At 63.6% G+C, this 18,302-nt stretch carries 20 protein-coding genes and 1 pseudogene; 6 read left to right on the top strand and 15 right to left on the bottom strand.

Translation table 11 applies throughout. From position 1 onward, the window contains the following. Positions 1 to 3: 3 nt before the first annotated feature. Positions 4 to 891 carry a sterol desaturase family protein gene (locus Q1W70_RS16965; RefSeq protein WP_166589158.1) on the bottom strand — a complete coding sequence of 296 codons (888 nt, stop codon included), beginning with the start codon at positions 889 to 891 and terminating at the stop codon, positions 4 to 6. Between the two features lie 153 nt (positions 892 to 1,044). Here Q1W70_RS16965 and Q1W70_RS16960 point away from each other — a divergent pair, with 153 nt between their 5' ends. Beyond that, positions 1,045 to 1,365 carry a PepSY domain-containing protein gene (locus tag Q1W70_RS16960; RefSeq protein WP_166589159.1) on the top strand — a complete coding sequence of 107 codons (321 nt, stop codon included), beginning with the start codon at positions 1,045 to 1,047 and terminating at the stop codon, positions 1,363 to 1,365. Positions 1,366 to 1,508: 143 nt separating this feature from the next. Then, positions 1,509 to 2,693: a GAF domain-containing sensor histidine kinase gene (locus Q1W70_RS16955; RefSeq protein ID WP_302097622.1), complete on the top strand. Its 1,185-nt coding sequence runs from the start codon at positions 1,509 to 1,511 to the stop codon at positions 2,691 to 2,693. Between the two features lie 12 nt (positions 2,694 to 2,705). Here the strand turns inward: Q1W70_RS16955 and Q1W70_RS27335 are convergent, their stop codons facing one another. Further along, positions 2,706 to 3,410, bottom strand: coding sequence for a methyl-accepting chemotaxis protein (locus Q1W70_RS27335; RefSeq protein ID WP_436799886.1), 705 nt, complete (start codon positions 3,408 to 3,410; stop codon positions 2,706 to 2,708). Positions 3,411 to 4,552: 1,142 nt separating this feature from the next. On the opposite strand from Q1W70_RS27335, the gene Q1W70_RS16945 reads away from it, so the two are divergent. Then, positions 4,553 to 5,575 (top strand): transporter, encoded by a 1,023-nt coding sequence (locus Q1W70_RS16945; RefSeq protein ID WP_166589162.1) that lies wholly within the window; start codon positions 4,553 to 4,555, stop codon positions 5,573 to 5,575. A gap of 75 nt (positions 5,576 to 5,650) precedes the next feature. Here the strand turns inward: Q1W70_RS16945 and Q1W70_RS16940 are convergent, their stop codons facing one another. The 6 genes and pseudogenes from Q1W70_RS16940 to Q1W70_RS16915 all read right to left on the bottom strand — a co-directional run bounded on the left by Q1W70_RS16940 (position 5,651) and on the right by Q1W70_RS16915 (position 11,404). Then, on the bottom strand, positions 5,651 to 6,976 hold the full coding sequence (locus tag Q1W70_RS16940) for a purine-cytosine permease family protein (protein ID WP_182341921.1): 1,326 nt from the start codon (positions 6,974 to 6,976) through the stop codon (positions 5,651 to 5,653). 111 nt (positions 6,977 to 7,087) lie between these two features. After that, complete coding sequence (locus tag Q1W70_RS16935) at positions 7,088 to 8,062, bottom strand: 5-oxoprolinase subunit C family protein (protein ID WP_182341924.1); 975 nt, start codon at positions 8,060 to 8,062, stop codon at positions 7,088 to 7,090. Next, entirely contained in the window at positions 8,059 to 8,931 is an 873-nt protein-coding gene (locus tag Q1W70_RS16930; protein WP_166591065.1) for a 5-oxoprolinase subunit B family protein, read from the bottom strand. Before Q1W70_RS16930 ends, Q1W70_RS16935 begins: the two co-directional genes overlap by 4 nt. Beyond that, positions 8,928 to 10,302: pseudogene (locus Q1W70_RS16925) on the bottom strand (acetyl-CoA carboxylase biotin carboxylase subunit). The gene Q1W70_RS16930 and the pseudogene Q1W70_RS16925 overlap by 4 nt, the downstream one beginning before the upstream one ends. Before the next feature lie 11 nt (positions 10,303 to 10,313). Next, positions 10,314 to 10,559 (bottom strand): acetyl-CoA carboxylase, encoded by a 246-nt coding sequence (locus Q1W70_RS16920; RefSeq protein WP_095079351.1) that lies wholly within the window; start codon positions 10,557 to 10,559, stop codon positions 10,314 to 10,316. 86 nt (positions 10,560 to 10,645) lie between these two features. Further along, positions 10,646 to 11,404, bottom strand: coding sequence for a 5-oxoprolinase subunit PxpA (locus tag Q1W70_RS16915; protein WP_302097620.1), 759 nt, complete (start codon positions 11,402 to 11,404; stop codon positions 10,646 to 10,648). Between the two features lie 125 nt (positions 11,405 to 11,529). Here Q1W70_RS16915 and Q1W70_RS16910 point away from each other — a divergent pair, with 125 nt between their 5' ends. Continuing rightward, the gene (locus Q1W70_RS16910; protein WP_166591062.1) at positions 11,530 to 12,447 is read left to right on the top strand and encodes a LysR family transcriptional regulator; all 918 of its coding nucleotides are present in this window, start codon (positions 11,530 to 11,532) and stop codon (positions 12,445 to 12,447) included. A 56-nt stretch (positions 12,448 to 12,503) separates the two neighbouring features. Here Q1W70_RS16910 and Q1W70_RS16905 read toward each other — a convergent pair whose 3' ends face one another. After that, complete coding sequence (locus Q1W70_RS16905; RefSeq protein WP_182341930.1) at positions 12,504 to 12,938, bottom strand: multidrug/biocide efflux PACE transporter; 435 nt, start codon at positions 12,936 to 12,938, stop codon at positions 12,504 to 12,506. Between the two features lie 89 nt (positions 12,939 to 13,027). Between Q1W70_RS16905 and Q1W70_RS16900 the strand changes: the two genes are divergently transcribed. Then, complete coding sequence (locus Q1W70_RS16900; RefSeq protein WP_302097619.1) at positions 13,028 to 13,882, top strand: LysR family transcriptional regulator; 855 nt, start codon at positions 13,028 to 13,030, stop codon at positions 13,880 to 13,882. Positions 13,883 to 13,890: 8 nt separating this feature from the next. Here the strand turns inward: Q1W70_RS16900 and Q1W70_RS16895 are convergent, their stop codons facing one another. From Q1W70_RS16895 to Q1W70_RS16880, 4 genes are all read right to left on the bottom strand, one after another. Further along, positions 13,891 to 15,132, bottom strand: coding sequence for an RNA polymerase sigma factor (locus Q1W70_RS16895; protein WP_185818796.1), 1,242 nt, complete (start codon positions 15,130 to 15,132; stop codon positions 13,891 to 13,893). Continuing rightward, positions 15,132 to 15,623 (bottom strand): SRPBCC family protein, encoded by a 492-nt coding sequence (locus tag Q1W70_RS16890; protein WP_166591058.1) that lies wholly within the window; start codon positions 15,621 to 15,623, stop codon positions 15,132 to 15,134. The genes Q1W70_RS16895 and Q1W70_RS16890 overlap by 1 nt, the downstream gene beginning before the upstream one ends. 39 nt (positions 15,624 to 15,662) lie before the next feature. Beyond that, positions 15,663 to 16,007, bottom strand: a complete 345-nt coding sequence (locus Q1W70_RS16885) for a YciI family protein (RefSeq protein WP_166591057.1) — start codon at positions 16,005 to 16,007, stop codon at positions 15,663 to 15,665. Positions 16,008 to 16,074: 67 nt separating this feature from the next. Next, on the bottom strand, positions 16,075 to 16,509 hold the full coding sequence (locus Q1W70_RS16880) for a YybH family protein (RefSeq protein WP_166591056.1): 435 nt from the start codon (positions 16,507 to 16,509) through the stop codon (positions 16,075 to 16,077). Between the two features lie 140 nt (positions 16,510 to 16,649). Here Q1W70_RS16880 and Q1W70_RS16875 point away from each other — a divergent pair, with 140 nt between their 5' ends. Next, the gene (locus tag Q1W70_RS16875) at positions 16,650 to 17,135 is read left to right on the top strand and encodes a GNAT family N-acetyltransferase (RefSeq protein WP_166591055.1); all 486 of its coding nucleotides are present in this window, start codon (positions 16,650 to 16,652) and stop codon (positions 17,133 to 17,135) included. Between the two features lie 60 nt (positions 17,136 to 17,195). Here the strand turns inward: Q1W70_RS16875 and Q1W70_RS16870 are convergent, their stop codons facing one another. After that, complete coding sequence (locus Q1W70_RS16870; protein WP_166591054.1) at positions 17,196 to 17,693, bottom strand: GNAT family N-acetyltransferase; 498 nt, start codon at positions 17,691 to 17,693, stop codon at positions 17,196 to 17,198. 86 nt (positions 17,694 to 17,779) lie between these two features. After that, entirely contained in the window at positions 17,780 to 18,268 is a 489-nt protein-coding gene (locus Q1W70_RS16865) for a GyrI-like domain-containing protein (protein WP_265536692.1), read from the bottom strand. Positions 18,269 to 18,302: the final 34 nt, after the last annotated feature.

The following is an 18,302-nucleotide window of genomic DNA, read 5'->3' as shown; positions in this document are numbered from 1 at the left end:
CCCTTAGCGGCGCAACGCCTCCGGCACCTGCGGCTCGTCAGTGAATTGCTCGGGCCGGAACGGCTCCAGCAGTTGCTCGACATACCCCTGGGGGAAATCCGCGCGATTGCCAATCCCCAATTCACCCTGCCTGATCGAATAGGCGCCGGCGTGCAAGGCAGTGCCCAGCAAACGGTCCCACAGATTGAAAAACAGGCCGAAGTTCACGTTGCCCGCGGCACCGTACTTCATATGGTGCAAGCGGTGGACCGGCGCCCAGGCGAATACATGGGACAACACCCCCGGGGTCATGTCGACGTTAGAGTGTTGCAACAGCAACTGCAGACTGATGGCGAACGCCAGCAGCAATGCCACGTCCAGCGGAACACCGAGCACGATCAAGGGCAGGAACCCCACCGCCGCCTCGAGCATCTGGTGCAGTGGGTGTTTCATCAAACCGTTGAAGCCATATAGCCGCTGGACACTGTGATGCACCGCATGCAACCGCCACATCCAGGGCACGTGGTGACTGACGTAATGGGTCAGGCTGATGCCCGCATCGGCAATCCCGATCGCTAGCAGCACCTGCCCCCACAACGGCCAACTGCCGGGCCACAGGCCCTCGAACGACAGCAGCGCCACCAGCCCCGGCAGGATCAGCAACGCCAGCCCATTGCAGGCTTCATTGACCAGGGCATGGGCCACATCGCGCCAGCCATCCCCCTGATTGTGGTTCCACTGCGGTTCATACGGCAGCGCCCGTTCGGCCACGAACGACACCAGCAGGGCGCAGAGAAAAATCACCGCAAGCCACCCGGGCGAACGGCCTGCCACACCGACCACAGCGATACCCAGCGCGAGGAATCCGCCCAGGAATAGCGGGGCATACAGCGTTGTTAACCAGCGTTTCATATGAGCCTCCCTTGACTTGGGCCCAGCATGAAACGCTTTGATGTGCGAGGATTGAACAAATGGCGCAAAGCGCGGCCGGTGTGGATTAAGGATCAATTAAGTTGCGCCGGTTAACCTGATCCCACTTAAACAGCTCAACCAAGGAATGACCCCATGAAGAAGTTGACCACCCTGTTCACCGCTGCTGCTCTGACCCTGACCGCCGGTTTTGCCATGGCTGACGTGCGCCCGGACCAGATCCCGGGGCTGCTCAAGGCCGGCACCATCATGGACTTTGAAAAACTCAACCAGGCCGCCCTGGCCCAGCACCCAGGCACCACGGCGGCCAACATCACCGACACCGAGCTGGACCAGAACGCCACCACCGGCGTCTATGTCTACGAAGTGGAAATCCGTGATGCCAAGAATGTCCAGTGGGACGTCAAGCTCGACGCCAAGACCGGCGCAGTCCTGAGCAACGTGCAAGACAAGTAAAAACACGCTGTAAAAAAGCCGCACAACCTTGGGGATGTGCGGCTTTTTTACGTGGACGAAATAGCCACACCGCAAAACCGCACAAGGCGTACGCTGGTTGGCTAGACTTCGTCCAGCCCCTTTATTGCAGAGACCCTTGGCCCATGAGTCCAACAGTGGCAGCCGACATCGCGACCATCGGCCGCATCAGTGCAGTGCCCGCCATGCTCCAGGTCATTCGGGACATGACCGGCCTGCGTTTCGCCGCCGTGGCGCGGGTCACCGGTACCTCCTGGACCGCCTGTGCGGTGCTCGACGAGCTGGATTTCGGCCTGCAGGTGGGGGGCGAACTGGAGATCGCCACCACCCTGTGCCACGAAGTTCGCGCCAGCCACGAGCCAGTGGTGATCGACAAGGCCAGTGACGATCCCCTGTATTGCCAGCACCACACCCCCAGGCTCTACCACTTTGAAAGCTACATCTCGGTGCCGGTGTTCCGCACCGACGGACGTTTCTTCGGCACCATTTGCGCACTCGACCCCAATCCCGCCGAGCTCAGGTCCAGCACCCTCCAGAACACCGTGGAATCTTTCGCCCGCCTGCTGTCGTTGCAGATCGAGGCCGAAGAGAACCTGCAGCACACCGAGGCCCAACTGCGCGAGGAACGCCACTTGGCCGAGTTGCGTGAACAGTTCATCGCCGTGCTCGGCCATGACCTGCGCAACCCGCTGTTTGCCATCACCATGGCTGCCGAACGCGTGTTGCTCAAACACCCCAACCCGACCACGGACACCTTGCTCCAGCACATACTCAACAGCGGACGCCGGGCCTCGCAACTGGTCGAAGACATCCTCGACTTCGCCCGTGGGCGCCTGGGGGGTGGGATCCCGGTGGTGATCGCCGCCTGCCCGGACCTCGAGCAAACCCTGCAGCAGGTGATCAGCGAAGTGCGCAGCGTGCACCCGGAGCGCCAGATCATCGCCCGTTTTGGCGAACTGACGGCCATTCACTGCGACCGCGAAAGAGTCGCGCAACTGCTCTCCAACCTGGTGGCCAACGCGGTCGTCCATGGCGCCGCCGATGGCACCGTCGAAGTCAGCGCCCAGGTCGAACAGGGGTGTTTTGTGCTTCGGGTAAAAAACCAGGGCGAGATTGCCGAATCAGTCCTGCCGCAGTTGTTCCAGCCCTACTCAAGACCGGCCAGCGGTACGCCGCAAGCCGGCCTCGGCCTGGGCTTGTACATTGCCAGCCAGATCGCCCGCGCCCATGCCGGCGACCTGGTGGTGACGTCCTCCAGACAGGACGGCACCCTGTTCACCTTCAGCCTGCCGCTCGCCGCCCAACACTGAGCGGCCAGCGCCTCAGGCACTCAAGCGCGCCGTCACGGCATTGAGTTGGCCGGACAGGCCGTGCAGGTTACTGCTTGCCGCTTCAGTGCGCTGCACGTTGTCCAGGTTGGTGCTGGCAATACTGGTGATTTCAGTCAGGTTGCGTGAAATATCCTCGGCCACCGAGGTTTGCTCTTCGGCGGCGGTGGCGATCTGGCGGTTCATGTCGCGAATCGCCTCCACCGACTCGGTGATGCGTTCCAGCATCAGCCCGGCCTGAGTCACCTGCTCGACGCTCTCGTTGCTGCGCGACTGACCGCTTTCAATCGCCAGCGCCGCGTCCACGGCACCGGTCTGCACGCTCTGGATGATCTGGTTGATCTCGATGATCGAAGCCGCCGTGCGTTGGGCCAGGCTGCGTACCTCATCGGCGACCACGGCAAAACCGCGCCCGGCTTCACCGGCACGCGCCGCTTCGATGGCCGCGTTGAGCGCCAGCAGATTGGTCTGCTCAGCAATGCCGCGGATCACTTCCAGGACCTTGCCGATGCGCCCGCTGTCGGTTTCCAGGCGGCGGATCACGGTGGCAGTGTTGGCAATTTCCCCGCGCATCTGGGTAATCGAATCGATGGTGCTCTGCATCACCAGTTCCCCCTGCTGGGCCGACTGGTCCGCATCATCGGCCGCCCGCGCGGCAGCGGCTGCATGGCGCGCGACTTCCTGGGCGGTGGCGGACATTTCGTTCATCGCGGTCGCCACCTGATCGGTGCGGCTGAACTGCTCGTTGGTGCCCTGGGACATCAGCCCAGCAATGGAATTGAGTTCGCCGCTGGCGCTGTCCAGGTCCGTGGCACTGCGCTGCAGGCCGGCAAAGGTTTCGGCGAGGAAATCGCGCAAGGTGTTGGCGGCAACCGCCAGACGCCCCAACTCATCCTGACGGTCATTGGCGACCCGGGCGCTGAAACGGCCCATGCTCAACTGGGCGACGTAGTCGATCAACTGACGGATCGGCTCCACCAAATGACGGTTGACCAGCCACAGGCTCAACAGCCCGATCAGCAGCGCCGACACCAACATCACCACCATCCCCAGCAGCACGGTGCGATCGGCGCTGGCACTGATCTGCAGCGATTGCGCGTTGCCGCGCTTGCGCAACTCGCTGACCAACTCGCTCATCTGCTCGCTGGTGGCACGGTCCACCCCCTTGACCGCCGCGTCGCCGGCGGCCGGATCGGCACCGGCCGCCAGATAGGCCGCGCGACCTTGCTGGTAGGCGCTGCCCAGGACTCGATGGGCTTCGCGCAGGCTGTCGATGCGCGCCTTCAGCGCAGGCTCGATGCCGGGCTGGCGCACCAGTTCGCCCAGGATGTTCTGCACCTCGCCCTGGCGCGCCTGGAACTGCGCCCAGTACTTGTCCCCTTCCGCCGGCTGCTTGCCGCGCAACAACACGTTTTTCCACTCCTGGACCTGCACCTTGAATTGCAGGTTGGCCTCGTCAATCAACTGGGAAGTATGCAAAGGCCCTTCAATCAGGTTGCGGTAACTCTGCACCCCGGCCGAGAGGAAGTGAAAGCTGGCCAGTGCGATCAACAACATGGCCAACAGGCTACCGCTCAGCAACGCGAGGAGTTTGGCTCTCAGGGATTTTTGCAAAAACATCGAGTGATATCTCATGACAGGAATAAGGCGGACACCGAAGTGCGCAGACCAGCCTAGCCGTCATCGGCCCTGACAAGAATTTCTTGAGTCGCGCTGACCAGCGGTTTAGAGGCCTCCCTGTCGCTCGAAAAGGTGTCACAAAACGGTCAGATTGGCTTGCCATGATGCCGCTCAAGCGCCGCTGTGAATTGCATGGCGGGCGCTCCCGCCAGCGAGACGCCATGAACCACAGCATCGACCAACGCCACCGCGACGCCGATCTTTTTGGCCTGCTCTACGGGTTCAGCTTCCGCCCCGGCGAACCCGGTCGGGAAATCACCTCAGCCCAGGCCCTGCAGCGCCTGCACCGGCCCGACAGCGCCGATGAGTTTCTCTGGCTGCACCTGAACCTGGCCCACGCGGCCTGCGAACGCTGGATGAAAACGCACCTGGCCTTACCCGAAGAATTCTTCGAAGCCCTGCACGAGGGCTCGCGTTCGACCCGCATCGAGCACGTCGACTCGGCCCTGCTGGCGGTGGTCAACGATGTGGTGTTCAATCTCAGCAACCTGGTGTCCTCGGATGTCTCGACCCTGTGGGTCTGCGTCCGCAGTCGACTGATCATCAGCGCACGCCTGCAACCGTTGCACTCGGTGGACAAACTGCGCTCCTCGGTCAAGGCCGGCGAGTGTTTTCGCTCGCCCCTGGAGTTGCTGGTGCATCTGCTCCGCGACCAAGGGGAAGTACTGACCCAGATCGTGCGCAAGACCAGCCTCAGCGTGGACCAGGTCGAGGACCAGTTGCTGTCCTCGCGGCTGTCGACCAATCGCGCCGAACTGGGCGCCAACCGCCGGGTGCTGGTGCGCCTGCAACGCCTGCTGGCCCTGGAACCCGGCTCCCTGCTGCGCCTGCTCAACCGCCCGCCGCAGTGGTTGCAGAAGGAAGACGTCAAGGAGTTGCGCAAATCCACCGAAGAATTTGCGCTGATCATCAACGACCTCACGGCCCTGGGTGAGCGGATCAAACTGCTGCAGGAAGAAATCGCCGCCAACCTCAACGAACAGAGCAACCGCACCCTGTTCACCCTGACCGTGGTCACCGTACTGGCCCTGCCGATCAACATCATTGCCGGCTTCTTCGGCATGAATGTCGGCGGCGTACCGCTGTCCGGTGACCCCCACGGGTTCTGGGTGCTGGTGGCACTGGTCGCCACCTTCACGCTGATTGCCGGACGCTGGGCGTTTCGCAAGCGCGCAGATTACTGAGCCACCTGACGCCTGCCCTGATCGAGCCGCCCGTATGGGCGGCTCACCCCCAGCGTTCTGAACACCCAGCAGCGGCTACCGGGTTGGGCTCACCACGCTTGCCGCCTGCCGGCGCGAGAGTGCGAACTGCAGCCCGAACGCCAGCACTCCGGTCAACGGTGCGGAGAAACTGCTCAACCCCGGGCCGGCAAACATCAGCATCAGCCCCAGCGCCGTGCCGCCAAACCAGGCCACCAAACCTGCCGGGTTATAGGCCGACACCCGCGCAAGCGCCGTCACATCACTGCGGCCATAGAGGATCTGCGCCAGCGCCACACCCACCCAGGCCACCACAAAGATCCCTTGATAAGCCAGCGCCTTCAGCAGGTAGGCAAACACATCGGCCAGCATCAGGCCGTAGACGATCACCCCCACCGCCAGCGCCCACACCAGGTACGAGCCGCGCACACCGAACCGACCGAAAAACGCCTGCATGTTCAGCGTCGCCAGGTAGTAGTTGGCGGTGTTGATCCGGGTCTGCGTGGCCCAGACAAACAACAGGCCCCACAACCCCATCAGTTGCAGGATCGCCATCACCACCGAGACTTCGTTCAATGCGCCCTCATGGGGAATGCTGCTGACCAGGTAAATCCCCGCTGCGCCATTGAGCAAAAACGTCACCGCGTAGAACGGCATGCCGAAGTTCCAGCGGCCGTGGTAAGTCTGATCCTCGGGTTTGCCGAAACGGGCATAGTCGAAGGTGAACAGCATCAACACCCAGACGCCCATGTACGCGACGAAGCAATCCCACCAGCCAAACGCACTGGGATTGGCCGGCCCGAAATCCAGCCACTGCGGCTGGTAACCGTAGCGACTGATCGACAACCCCACCGCCACCAGCAGACCGCCCAGATAGATCGGCAGCAACACGCCATTGAGCTTGTCCAGCCAGTGCTGCACGCTCCCCAGGATCATCGGCACGCTGTACAGCACCACGAGCAAGGCAGCCAGCGGGTAGACCAGCTCCGGGTACAGGTGGTTGAGCGCCACCGCGATCACCGAGCCCTCGAACACCGCGTAGTAGATCGCCGTAGAGAAGAAGATCAACGTCGCCAGGCAGGCACCGGTGCTGCCGAACAACAACCGCGAAAACAGCGCCACCGACAGGCCGCTGCGAATCGCAAAACGACTGAGCACGCTGTTGATCAGCCCGTAGCTGAGCACCGACAGGAGCATGCCGATCAGCGCATTGCGGGTGCCATAGGACAACGCCAGGGACGCGCCGACCACGATATAGAACATGGCGCTGCACACGGCCCACCAGGCCATGGTCAGGGACAGCCGGCCCATGCGTGCTGCAGCAGGGACCGGGTGATTGGCCGGGTCCTGCCCGGTTTGACTCGATTGCGATAAAGCAGCCATATGCGTGAACTCCAGAACCAGTCAAAGGTTGAAGCGCGGGCAGCCGTCACCGCACCGAAGTGCGGCGTTGGCGTACCGTTTGGCATGGCCCGCGCGATGCGGCGGGCAGAATCAGGAAGGGAACAGCTTGCTCAGGCAGCTGAGTTTTTTCTTATAGGAACGTCGCGCCTCCAGCGCCTGCTCCAGAGTCACCGCGACAAACCGCGCCTTCTGGTTAGGCTGCATCTGGCCGATCAGGTCGAGGTCGGCGCTGATCACCGTACCGATCATCGCGTAGCCACCACCGGACACTGCATCGCGATGCAGCACGATCGGTTCGAGCCCGGCCGGAACCTGGATCGAGCCGATCGGGTAACAGCTGTCGACGATGTTCGACGGATCGGAGCCGGCCCCGAACGGCTGCTCCCGGGGTTGGAAACTCAAGGCGCTGCCACCCTTGAAGCGATAGCCGATGCGGTCCGCCTCCGAGCCGACCGTCCAGGGCTCAGCGAAAAAGCTGCTGGCCGCCGCTTCGGTCAGGCGTTCGTAGTACAAGCCCGGCACCACCCGCAGGCTGATCTCGCCGCCCAGCGACTGCCGCAACGCCATGGGCAGACTGGCCCCAGCGCGGCTCTTGCCACTGGCAACACCCACCGGCAATTCGTCACCGGCCACCAACCGGCGCCCCTGGAACCCGCCCAGCGCCCCCAACGCATAGGTTGAGCGACTGCCCAGCACCAACGGCACATCAATGCCACCGGCCACCGCCAGGTATGCGCGGGCGCCGGCCTTGGGGAAATCAAAACGCAGCACTTGGCCGGCCTTGACCGTGAACGCGGTGTCGGCATGCATTTCCACGCCATCGACCCGTGGCGTCATGTGCGCACCACACACCGCCACCAGCGCGTCATCGGCAAACTCCAGCTCCGGTCCCAGCAGCGTGCACTCCAGCGCCGCCGCCCCGGCCGGGTTGCCGACCAACTGGTTGGCCGCGCTCAGGGCGTATTGGTCGAGCGCACCGGAGGGGGGAATCCCCAGGTGGTAGTAACCTTCGCGGCCCAGGTCCTGTACCGAGGTGGCCAGACCGGGTTTGAGTACCTTGATCATGCCAGCACCTCCTGCAACGACTTGGGATAGCCGACGGGGTCGGCGAGGAACGCGTCCAGGGAAAACTCCACCGGCCGAATCCGCAGGTCGAAGCGCCCCGCATCCACTTCGGCCACGGCCTGATCGTAGGCGGCGCGGTCCATGGGTTTGAACTGCACAATGTCGCCGGGACGGAAAAACACCATGTGCTCTTTGAGGTACGCCAGGTTCTGCTGTGGGTCGTAGATCGGTGCTGGCGTCACGCCAAACATCTGATAACCACCGGCGCCACGCACCGAGTAGATACAGCCGAAGCAGCCGCCGTGGCCCAGGGTCAGTTTCGGCGTGTCGGTGCGGGGCCGCAGGTATTTGGGCACCTGCAACTGACGCTCACGCTCGACCATCTGGAACATGAACGGCAGGCCGGCGACAAAACCGACCATCGAGACGAACCACGGCGCACCGCTGTGGGCGGCAATGAACGCCTCGACGTCGGCCAGGCCATTGATCCGCGCCGCGTACTCCAGGTCCGTGGCACTGGGGTCCTGATGCCGGTCACGAAAACGCATCAGGGTCTCGTGGGTCCAGGGGTCGTTGTAGAGCACCGGGATCTCGATGATCCGCGTATGCAGGGTGCGTTCGGCAACCGCTTCGGCCTCCGCGCCCTTGACCGCTTCGAGCAGGTCATGGGGCGCGATGCGGTCCGGATCGAAGCGGATCTGGAACGAGGCGTTGGCCAGGCACACGTCCAGCACCCCATCCAGGGCCAGGCGCTCGACCGCACGGGTCACGGCCATGCCCTTGAAGAACGCTTCCAGGGACATGCTGTCACTGACTTCGGCGAACAGGTGTTCATCGGCGCCAAAACTGTAGCGGATCGGCTTGTTCATGCTGCACCTCCACTGCGGCGCGCGGCCAGCCAGGTTTCCAGGGTGCCGGTGTGGAAGTCGGCGTCGTGCAGCCAAGGTTGCTCCAGCAACTCGGCATGCAACCCCAGGGTCGTCGCCATGCCGCTCAAGCGGGTCTGGGCCACGGCAACCCGCGCCCGGGCCAACGCTTGGGCACGGTCGCAACCGTGGACTATCAGCTTGGCCAGCAGCGAATCATAGTACGGCGGCACCCAATAGCCTTCATACAGATGGCTGTCGACCCGCACGCCCGGACCTTGCGGCCACGACAACGCTTCGACCAGGCCTGGGCTTGGGAAGAAGTCCCGTGCCGGGTCTTCGGCATTCAGGCGCATTTGCAGGGCCGCGCCATTGAGTCGGATATCACTTTGGCGCAGGCCCAACGGCTCGCCGCCAGCGATTCGCAACATCGCCTGAACCAGGTCGATGCCGGTGATCAGCTCGCTGACCGGGTGCTCGACCTGGATCCGCGTGTTCATCTCGATAAAGAAGAACTCACCACTGGCGTCGTCATACAGGTACTCCAGGGTCCCGGCGCCCTGATAGCCGAGGGACTCGGTCAAGCGTACGGCGCTGGCGCAGAGAGTTTCGCGCTGTTGCGGATCGAGGGCCGGCGACGGCGCTTCCTCAAAGATCTTCTGCCGCCGGCGTTGCAGCGAACACTCGCGCTCGAACAGGTGAACCGCGTGTTTACCGTCGCCCAGTACCTGCACTTCAATGTGCCGGGCCCGGCTGATGAAACGCTCCAGGTACACCGCACCATTGCCAAATGCCGCCTGGGCTTCGCGCTGGGAACGGGGGAACTCTTCGCGCAAGCTGCGCGGGATTCTCCGCCAGACGAATCCCCCGTCCGCCACCACCGGCCGAGGCTTTGATCAGCAGGGGGAAACCCACCCGCTCGGCTGCCGCGAGTGCGGCCTCGACGTCAAACAGCTCGCCAGGCGAACCCGGCACCACTGGCACGCCAGCCGCTTGTGCGGTGCGTCGCGCCTCGGCCTTGTCGCCCATGCGACGGATCGTCTGTGGGCTGGGCCCGACAAAAATCGCCCCGGCGGCCTGCACCGCTTCGGCGAAGTCAGCGTTCTCCGAGAGAAAGCCATAGCCTGGGTGCACTGCGTTGGCCCCGGTGGCTTTCAAGGCGCCCAGCAGCGCCTCGACATTCAGGTAGCTTTTGTCGGCGCGGGCCGGGCCGAGCAGGTGCACTTCGTCGGCCATGCGCGCGGCCTGGGAGTCGAGGTCCGCCTCACTGCACGCGGCAACGGTTGGAATGCCCAGTTCCTGGGCGGCGCGGATAATCCGCACGGCGATTTCGCCACGGTTGGCGACCAGCAGTTTAGTGATGCCTTGGGTCATGATCGTGCCCCTCACTCGTCGTCGAGTGTTGCGACGACCTGACCCGGTTCCACCGGATCGCCGTCTTCCACCAGGAATGCACTCAGGCGACCGGCCGTCCCGGCGGTCAGTTCGGAAAACTGCTTCATGACCTCGATCAGGCCAATCACTGTGTCGGCGCTGACCTGCGCACCGACCTCGACGAAGTTCGCCGACTCCGGCGTGGCTTTGCGATAGAAGGTCCCTGGTAATGGGGTGATAACTGTGTGTTCGGCCATGTCTGTTCCTTTTGGAATAGTTGTAGAAAGGCAGGCAAAAAATCCATCGTTGGGTCGGCCCGGGCGTCTGTGCGCCGGGTCCGTGTTCAGCGGGGGGCGCGCACCGTGATCCCCGCGGCGTCCAGCGCCTTGCGTGTGGCCTCGACCAACGCCAGGGCACCCGGCGTATCGCTGTGCAGACAGATCGAGTCGAATTCGATCGCCAGGTCCTGGCCCTCGACCGTGCGTACCACGCCCTCCTGGCAGGCACGCAACACCCGTGCGGCGACCTGCTCCGGATCGTGGGCGCGCACATGGCGGGTAAAGACGATAGAGCCGCTGAGGTCGTACTCGCGGTCGGCGTAGAACTCGCGAATCACCGGCTGGCCGAGTTCTGTCGCGACCCGCCAGATGACGGAGCCAGGCATGCAATACAGCAGCAGTCCGGGCTCCAGGCGCTGCAGGTTTTCCACCAGCAAGCGGGCCGCTTCCTCGTCCCGCGCCAGGTGCATGTACAACGCGCCATGGGGCTTGATGTGTTGCAGGGGCACGCCCTGCACTCGCGCCAGTTCGCGCAGGGCGCCGAGTTGATAGAGCATGTCGTCGACCAGCTCCTGGGCCGGTGCATTGATGTGGCGGCGACCGAACCCCACCAGGTCGCGGAACCCCGGGTGGGCGCCGATGGCCACGCCCTGGCGCTTGGCCTGTTCGACGGTGCGGCGCATGGTGCCGGGGTCACCGGCATGGAAACCGGTAGCGATGTTGGCCGAGCTGATGAAGGCCATCAGCTCTGTGTCGACGCCGTCGCCGATGGTCCATGGGCCAAAGCCTTCACCCATGTCCGAATTGAAATCTACTGCCTGCATGACACGTGCTCCTGACGCTTGTGACTTCATGCAGGCCACGTTAAATTCCGGTCACCCCCTTGGGAAGATCTATTAACAGATAGGGTATCTTCTGAAAAACAGATACCTGTTCGCCCGGAGTCTCAATGTCACTGACCCTGCGCCAAGTCCGCTATTTCGTCGCCACCGCCGAGATCGGGCAGATTTCCCAAGCGGCGATCCACCTGAACATCTCCCAGTCAGCGGTGACCACCGCGATCAAGGAACTGGAGGGCATGCTCGGCACCCTGCTGTTCCAGCGCTCGGCCCAGGGCATGAGCCTGACCGATGCCGGACGGCACTTTCTCAACCGCGCCTACGTGATTCTGCGCAGCGTCGATGACGCCCTCAACAGCCCACTGCCGGATGTGCGCGCCAGTGGCCGGCTGCGCCTGGCGGCCAGCTACACGGTCATCGGCTACTTCCTGCCCCACCATCTGCAACGCCTGGAACACTGGCACCCGGATGTCGCCATCGAAGTCCACGAACAGGAACGCCAGGCCATCGAACTTGGCTTGCTGGAGGGGCGTTTCGACATGGCGGTGGTGCTGACCGCGAACCTGACGCACCCCGACATCGTCTCGGAAATCCTGTTCAACTCCGAACGCCGCCTGTGGCTGCCCAGCCGTCACCCCCTGTGCGAGCGTTCGGCTGTCAGCCTCGCGGATGTGGCCCAGGAACCCTACATCCTGCTGACCGTCGACGAGGCCGAACAGGCCGCAATGCGTTACTGGGAACACGCCCACCAGCAACCGAAAGTACGGGTGCGCACCAGCTCGGTGGAAGCGGTTCGCAGCATGGTCGCCAATGGCAGCGGCGTGGCGATCCTCTCGGACCTGGTGCACCGCCCCTGGTCACTGGAGGGCAAGCGCATCGAGACCCTCACCATCACCGACCCGGTCACCCCCATGAGTGTGGGCCTGGCCTGGCACCGCGAACGGGCATTTACCCCGGCGATGCAGGCCTTCCGGGATTACTTCCACGATGCGTTCCTGGCCCCGCAACAACTGTCGAGCAGACGCTGAGGCGGGGCCCGGCCATTGACGCCGTCTCGCGCTGCGACGAGATCGGACAAGGTCAATCAGCGCACTGCCCGCGCCAGCAACATCCGCTCCCGCAATACGTCATAGGCCCAGTGGTAGACGTAGGTGTACGGCAGGAAAAACAGCAGCACCCCGATGTCCAGAATCAGCGCCTCAAGCAGGCTGACGTTCAGCCACCAGGCAATCAAAGGCACGCTGACTGCCACCAGGCCGCCCTCGAACAGCAAGGCATGCAGCACCCGGGTCGCGGCACTGGGCACCAGCGCCAGGCGTTTGAGCAACCGGTCGAACAGGCCGTTGAACAACACGTTCCAGGCCAGGGCAATCAGGCCGATGGCAATGGTCGCGACGCCCATGTCGACCAGCGGCTTGTCCATCAGCCACGCCAGCAAAGGCGTACACAGCATGACCGCCAGCAGCTCGAAGCCGATGGCTTGAAACACACGTTCAGTGAGGGATTTATGAGGACTCATGAGCCGGCTCCGGTGGGTGAATGTGTTGCCATCATCCAGCACAGTGCCGATACTTCATAACCAATAACCATCGATCAAGGCGATAGTTCATGGCCTCACATGAAGTCCTGCTGGCATTCGTCCAGGCGGCCACCCAAGGCTCGTTTTCCGCCGCAGCGCGCAAGCTGGGCAAGAGCCAGTCGACCATCAGCGCGGCGGTGGCCAGCCTGGAAATCGACCTCAACCTGACACTGTTCGACCGCAGTACCCGCAAGCCCGCCCTGACCTTGGCCGGGCATGTGCTGTTGCAGCGCGCCGAAGAGATCCTCGCTGCCACCAGTCGCCTGGAAATGAGCGCCGCGCAGTTGTCCCAGGGGGTTGAAGCGAAGCTGACCGTCGCGCTTTCCGACACCTATCAATCGGACCGTTTCGAAGCGGCCTTGACGGCTTTCGAACAGCGTTACCCGAACCTCGAACTGGAATGCCTGATCGCCGAATGCGATGACCTGGTTGCCCTGGTGCAACGCGGTCGCGCACACCTGGCCTTCGCCGAAATGCAGGAGCGCTACCCGCCGGACCTGGACAGCGCCACCGTCGATGAGCACACCGAGATCGCCCTGTTCGTGGCGCCCACGCACCCGTTGGCGAGCCTGCCGAAAATCGATCGGCAAACCCTGCAACAGCACCGCGAACTGCGCCTGGCGACCATCATCAATCCGTATGAGGCCCGCGCCCAGGGGCGAGTCTGGTCAGCCCCCAGTTACCTGATGCTGCTGGAAATGGCCCAGGGCGGATTCGGCTGGGCGCCCCTGCCGCGCTGGCTGGTCGAACGCTTTGGCGCCGGCACCCTGCAGGAGCTCAACGTCCGCGGCTGGCCCCGGCCGGTCTCGGTGGATGCGCTCTGGTCACGCTTGCACCCGCCGGGTCCGGCAGGCAGTTGGTTGCTAGAGAGGATGCTCGAGTGAAGCCGGCCTCAAGTGCGCCCCAGCTCCGCCAGGCGCCGTTCGATGAAGCGGCGCTCCGGCACTTGCTGGGTCAGTTCCAGCGCACGCTGATAGGCCGCTCTCGCCTCCTCCACTCGACCCAGTTGCCGACAGAACTCGGCACGCGCCGAATGCGCCAGGTGATAATCGAGCAACTCGCCGCGCTGCAAAATCCCATCAACCAGGGTCAACCCCGCCAAGGGCCCGTCACGCCGGGATAGGGCGGCGGCCCGATTGAGTTCAATCACCGGCGAAGGCAGCGCCTGCAGCAAGACATCGTACAAACCGACGATCTGCGCCCAATCGGTGTCCCCGGCGGTGGGTGCCTCGGCATGCACCGCCGAGATCGCCGCCTGCAGACAATACGGCCCGATCTCCCCCCGGCTCAGCGCGTGCTCGATCAAGGCGCAGCCCTCGGCGATCATCTGGGCATCCCACAGCGAACGGTCCTGCTCATCGAGCACGATCAACTCTCCGCTGGCCGAGGTGCGTGCCGGACGCCGCGCCTCGTTGAGCAGCATCAGGGCCAGCAACCCCATCACCTCCGGCTCCGGCAGCAACTCCAGGAGCAGGCGCCCCAGGCGAATCGCCTCGCGGGTCAAGTCTTCGCGGGTCAGTTCATTGCCCACCGAGGCCGAGTAACCTTCGTTGAACACCAGGTAAATCACCCGCAGGACACTGTCCAGGCGCTCGGGCAACTCGGCCAGGGACGGCACTTGATAGGGGATCCTGGCGTCGCGGATCTTGGCCTTGGCCCGCACGATTCGCTGGGCAATGGTGGCCGGCGCGGCAAGAAAGGCGCGGGCAATTTCTTCGGTGGTCAGGTCGCAGACTTCACGCAGCGTCAGCGGCACTTGCGCATCGGCGGCCAGTGCCGGGTGACAACAGGTGAAGATCAAGCGCAAGCGATCGTCTTGCACGTCCTCGACACTCCATTGCGCCTCTTCGAGCGCTTCGAGTTGCGCCATCAGGTGCGCCTGGGACGCGGCAAACCGGGCACGCCGGCGCAGGCCGTCGATGGCCTTGAAGCGCCCGGTGGACACCAGCCAGGCCCGCGGATTGTCCGGCACTCCGTCCCGCTGCCAGCGCTCGACCGCGACGAAGAAGGCTTCCTGCAGCGCCTCTTCGGCCAGATCGAAATCCCCCAGCAGACGAATCAGGGTGGCGAGGATACGCCGCGAGTCGTTGCGGTAGACCGTCTCGACCAGCGCCTTGACCGCCTCGTCCGGCATCAGTCCGGCATGCCGCTGGTCACCAGGGCCTCCAGCCGGTCGAGGCTCTGGCCCCACCCCTCATGAAACCCCATGCCCTCGTGGGCCTGCCGATCGGCCTCGCTCCAGTGCATGGCGCGCGCGGTGTAGAGGGTCTTGCCGTCGACGTCGTCAAAGGTCACTTCGGCGGTCATGAAGGGTTTGCCCGAGGGAATCCAGCCAGGCGCATACGCATCGGTGAAGACCAGCCGCTGCGGCGCGTGAATTTCCAGGAACACCCCGCTGGTGGGGTACTCGCTGCCATCCGGTGCGCGCATCAAGGTGCGAAACTGGCCACCGACCCACAGGTCCATCTCGCATTCCGGCGTGGTCATGCCGTGCGGCCCCCACCATTGGGCGAGCCACTGCGGCTCCGTCCAGGCACGGAACACCCTGGTGCGCGGCGCATCGATCAGGCGACTGATGGACAACTCGAAGGCTGCTGGCTGAGCGCCAGCGTGAGGAATACTCATACATAGACTCCTGTTTGATTGTTGTTCTTTTGGCGATGATCAGGGATTCAACTGCCGTACCGGGCGCACTTCCACGCTGCCGACCCGGGCCGCCGGAATCTTCCCGGCCACCTGGATCGCCTCGTTGAGGTCCTTGGCCTCGATCAGGTAAAACCCGGCCAATTGCTCCTTGGTTTCGGCGAACGGTCCGTCGGTGATCGACAACTTGCCGCCTCGCAGGCGCACCGTGGTGGCGCTCTGCACGGGCTGCAAGGCCTCGGCGGCAAGCATCCGCCCACTGCCCTGGACCGACTCGGCATAAGCCAGACACTCGGCGTCCTCGGGGCTGTCAGGCGAACTGTGCAGCACACGCTCGTCGCTGTAGACCAGGCATAGGTATTTCATGAGGTTCTCCCACATCAGGCTGATCAACTATGGCTGCAGATTGCAGGTTGGGTGAAAAACCCGACGATCAGGGCTGCAGGTCGAACAACGCCGCGCCACTGACCATGTCGAAGGGCGCTGACCAGTGCTCGTGGACGATTCGCCATTGGCCGGCGATCCGCTGATAGCCTGCGGTGGCACGCATCCAGCTGCCTTTGACTTCACCTTTGTCATCCGCCCCCCCGCAGTGCACCAGCCAGTGGGCGAACGCCAGGTCCTGGCCTTGCACCACCTGCAGTTGTGCGAACTCGAACAGGTGTGGGCCGGGGCAATAGTTCATGCACTCTTCCCAGTGTGCGCGGTAAGCCGCCTTGCCCTTGAATTGCAGGGCCTTGACCGCGTCGAACGAGACAATGCTGTCGGCATAAAAGCCCATCAGTGTCTCAAGGTCCTTGGCGACCACCGCTTGTCGGTAGCGTTCGATCAGGGCCTGGATCTCAGTGTTTTCGGCTAACGCATTCATGTCGGACCTCCGAGTGTTTGCTGTAAAGACACTGTTAGTCGACGGGGGAACAGGTAAATCGACAGGCTAGAAAAATAATTGTGCATGGGCCAAAGTGGCTAAAATCCGAGCCTCAGTTTTTCGCCGCAGAGATACCGCCAATGGCCACGCACCTCGTGCCCTACCAACAGCTTTCGGCACTGCAACGCCAACAGCTGGAAAGCATCGAGATCGATCCGTTGCAGAAGTCATTCGCCGGCGATATCCATGGCGCGCTGCACTCGCTGAGCGCGGCCGCAGGCGATGCCATCCGCGGTTTTGCGCTGGTTGCGGACGACATTCCCGTGGCCTTCCTGCTGCTCAAGCGCCCGCCCTTCCTGCCGGCCTGGGCCAGCCAGGACACCGCCACCCTGCACGCCTTACAGGTTGACCGTCGCTGCCAGGGCCAGGGCTACGGCAAGGCCTGCCTGCAAGCCTTGCCCGAAGTGGCGCGGCAGGCCTGGCCCGAGATCAATGGCTTGGAGTTGTCAGTGGATGCCCACAATGAGGCGGCGCTGGGGCTCTACCTCAAGCAGGGTTGGGTCGACCGCGGCGACGCCTACAAAGGCCGGATCGGCTATGAGCGGCGCATGGCCCTGGCCTTCTGAATCCCCCCCAGGTTCCAGCCCCCCACCGAGACCTTGCGGGTCTATACCGGGCGACAGCGCTTACAGTTCGAGGGCCATCTCGTGCCAGGCCAACCCGCCATGCTCCGAGGCAGACGCCTTGAGGTAGGCAAAACCGAACCCGGCATACAGGCCAACGTGCTGCTCGCGGCACATCAGGTTGATACGGATCTTGCCCAGTTCGCGCATGTGCGCGATGAACGCGATCATCAACTGCTTGGCCAGGCCCAGCCCCTGGAAGTCCGGATGCACCACCACCGACATGATCACCACCTGCGGACCGTCGGGGTCGTGGCCGATCATTTCCTTGAAGGCTTCGTCGGCCATTTCCACCTGATAGGCGGCGCCGGAATTAATGAATCCGGCCACGACGCCGTCGACCTCGGCCACGATAAAGCCTTGCGGCCAGGTCTCGATGCGGGTGGCGATTTTCTCCCGGGTGGCGGCTTCATCGCCCTCGTAGGCCTCGGTTTCGATGGCAAAACAGCGGTCCAGGTCAGCCGGCGTGACCTGGCGAATGACAGTCGTGGGGGCGTTCATGGCGGGGTCCAGTCAGCGAAAAAAGGGGGCGCAAGCATAATTCAATCCGCCGCGCATATCGATCCTGCGCCCCGTTCGCGCCTGGCTCAAGCGGCTTTGAGCGGCACCCAGATCTCCAGCACTCCATCCCCGGTTTGCGGGTCGAAGTCGGCGCTGTAGCGCTCGAACTCGGGGGCATCCGCGGCCTCGCGGCCTGAGGCCGGCAACCAGCTTTTCCAGATGTACGCGAAGGTTTGCGCCAGGCTGTCCAGGCCACCTTGATGGGTGAACACCGCGTACTGCTGGGGCTGGATTTCCACCCAGCGATAGGACTCGGGCAGGTCGTCTAGCTTGCTGATTTCGACCCCGGCGACGTACTCGAAGCCCCCCTTGCCATCCGGGTTGCAACACACGCCGTAGGTCAAGTCGCCCTTCTGCCCCGGCACCTTGCCGATGTGCGGAATGAAACGGTCCCAGAGCTTGGGAATGCCTTCGGTGGCGCCCACGGAAAATCGTCCGCCCAGTCCGGCGATCAGCATAAAATGCCCCGTTTCGAAGCGCGGCTGCGCTGCTGCCTGCTGTTTTGGCTGATTCACGAATCACCTCCTGCCACTGAAAATTGGGTTCGGC

The sequence above is a fragment of the Pseudomonas kielensis genome (assembly GCF_030505375.1).
Classification (GTDB): domain Bacteria; phylum Pseudomonadota; class Gammaproteobacteria; order Pseudomonadales; family Pseudomonadaceae; genus Aquipseudomonas; species Aquipseudomonas kielensis.
Note: the sequence above shows the minus strand (reverse complement) of the source record. Positions and strands in the feature narration are given on the sequence as shown.

Bases quoted from the DNA above. Each gene is read 5' to 3' on its own strand.
- Q1W70_RS16920 (WP_095079351.1), bottom strand. From the start codon at position 10,559: ATGGCCGAACACACAGTTATCACCCCATTACCAGGGACCTTCTATCGC.
- Q1W70_RS16965 (WP_166589158.1), bottom strand. From the start codon at position 891: ATGAAACGCTGGTTAACAACGCTGTATGCCCCGCTATTCCTGGGCGGA.
- Q1W70_RS16875 (WP_166591055.1), top strand. From the start codon at position 16,650: ATGGCCACGCACCTCGTGCCCTACCAACAGCTTTCGGCACTGCAACGC.
- Q1W70_RS16940 (WP_182341921.1), bottom strand. From the start codon at position 6,976: ATGGCTGCTTTATCGCAATCGAGTCAAACCGGGCAGGACCCGGCCAAT.
- Q1W70_RS16910 (WP_166591062.1), top strand. From the start codon at position 11,530: ATGTCACTGACCCTGCGCCAAGTCCGCTATTTCGTCGCCACCGCCGAG.
- Q1W70_RS16930 (WP_166591065.1), bottom strand. From the start codon at position 8,931: ATGAACAAGCCGATCCGCTACAGTTTTGGCGCCGATGAACACCTGTTC.
- Q1W70_RS16885 (WP_166591057.1), bottom strand. From the start codon at position 16,007: ATGAAATACCTATGCCTGGTCTACAGCGACGAGCGTGTGCTGCACAGT.
- Q1W70_RS27335 (WP_436799886.1), bottom strand. From the start codon at position 3,410: ATGTCCGCCACCGCCCAGGAAGTCGCGCGCCATGCAGCCGCTGCCGCG.
- Q1W70_RS16890 (WP_166591058.1), bottom strand. From the start codon at position 15,623: ATGAGTATTCCTCACGCTGGCGCTCAGCCAGCAGCCTTCGAGTTGTCC.
- Q1W70_RS16955 (WP_302097622.1), top strand. From the start codon at position 1,509: ATGAGTCCAACAGTGGCAGCCGACATCGCGACCATCGGCCGCATCAGT.
- Q1W70_RS16935 (WP_182341924.1), bottom strand. From the start codon at position 8,062: ATGATCAAGGTACTCAAACCCGGTCTGGCCACCTCGGTACAGGACCTG.
- Q1W70_RS16895 (WP_185818796.1), bottom strand. From the start codon at position 15,132: ATGCCGGACGAGGCGGTCAAGGCGCTGGTCGAGACGGTCTACCGCAAC.
- Q1W70_RS16960 (WP_166589159.1), top strand. From the start codon at position 1,045: ATGAAGAAGTTGACCACCCTGTTCACCGCTGCTGCTCTGACCCTGACC.
- Q1W70_RS16900 (WP_302097619.1), top strand. From the start codon at position 13,028: ATGGCCTCACATGAAGTCCTGCTGGCATTCGTCCAGGCGGCCACCCAA.
- Q1W70_RS16880 (WP_166591056.1), bottom strand. From the start codon at position 16,509: ATGAATGCGTTAGCCGAAAACACTGAGATCCAGGCCCTGATCGAACGC.
- Q1W70_RS16915 (WP_302097620.1), bottom strand. From the start codon at position 11,404: ATGCAGGCAGTAGATTTCAATTCGGACATGGGTGAAGGCTTTGGCCCA.
- Q1W70_RS16945 (WP_166589162.1), top strand. From the start codon at position 4,553: ATGAACCACAGCATCGACCAACGCCACCGCGACGCCGATCTTTTTGGC.
- Q1W70_RS16905 (WP_182341930.1), bottom strand. From the start codon at position 12,938: ATGAGTCCTCATAAATCCCTCACTGAACGTGTGTTTCAAGCCATCGGC.
- Q1W70_RS16870 (WP_166591054.1), bottom strand. From the start codon at position 17,693: ATGAACGCCCCCACGACTGTCATTCGCCAGGTCACGCCGGCTGACCTG.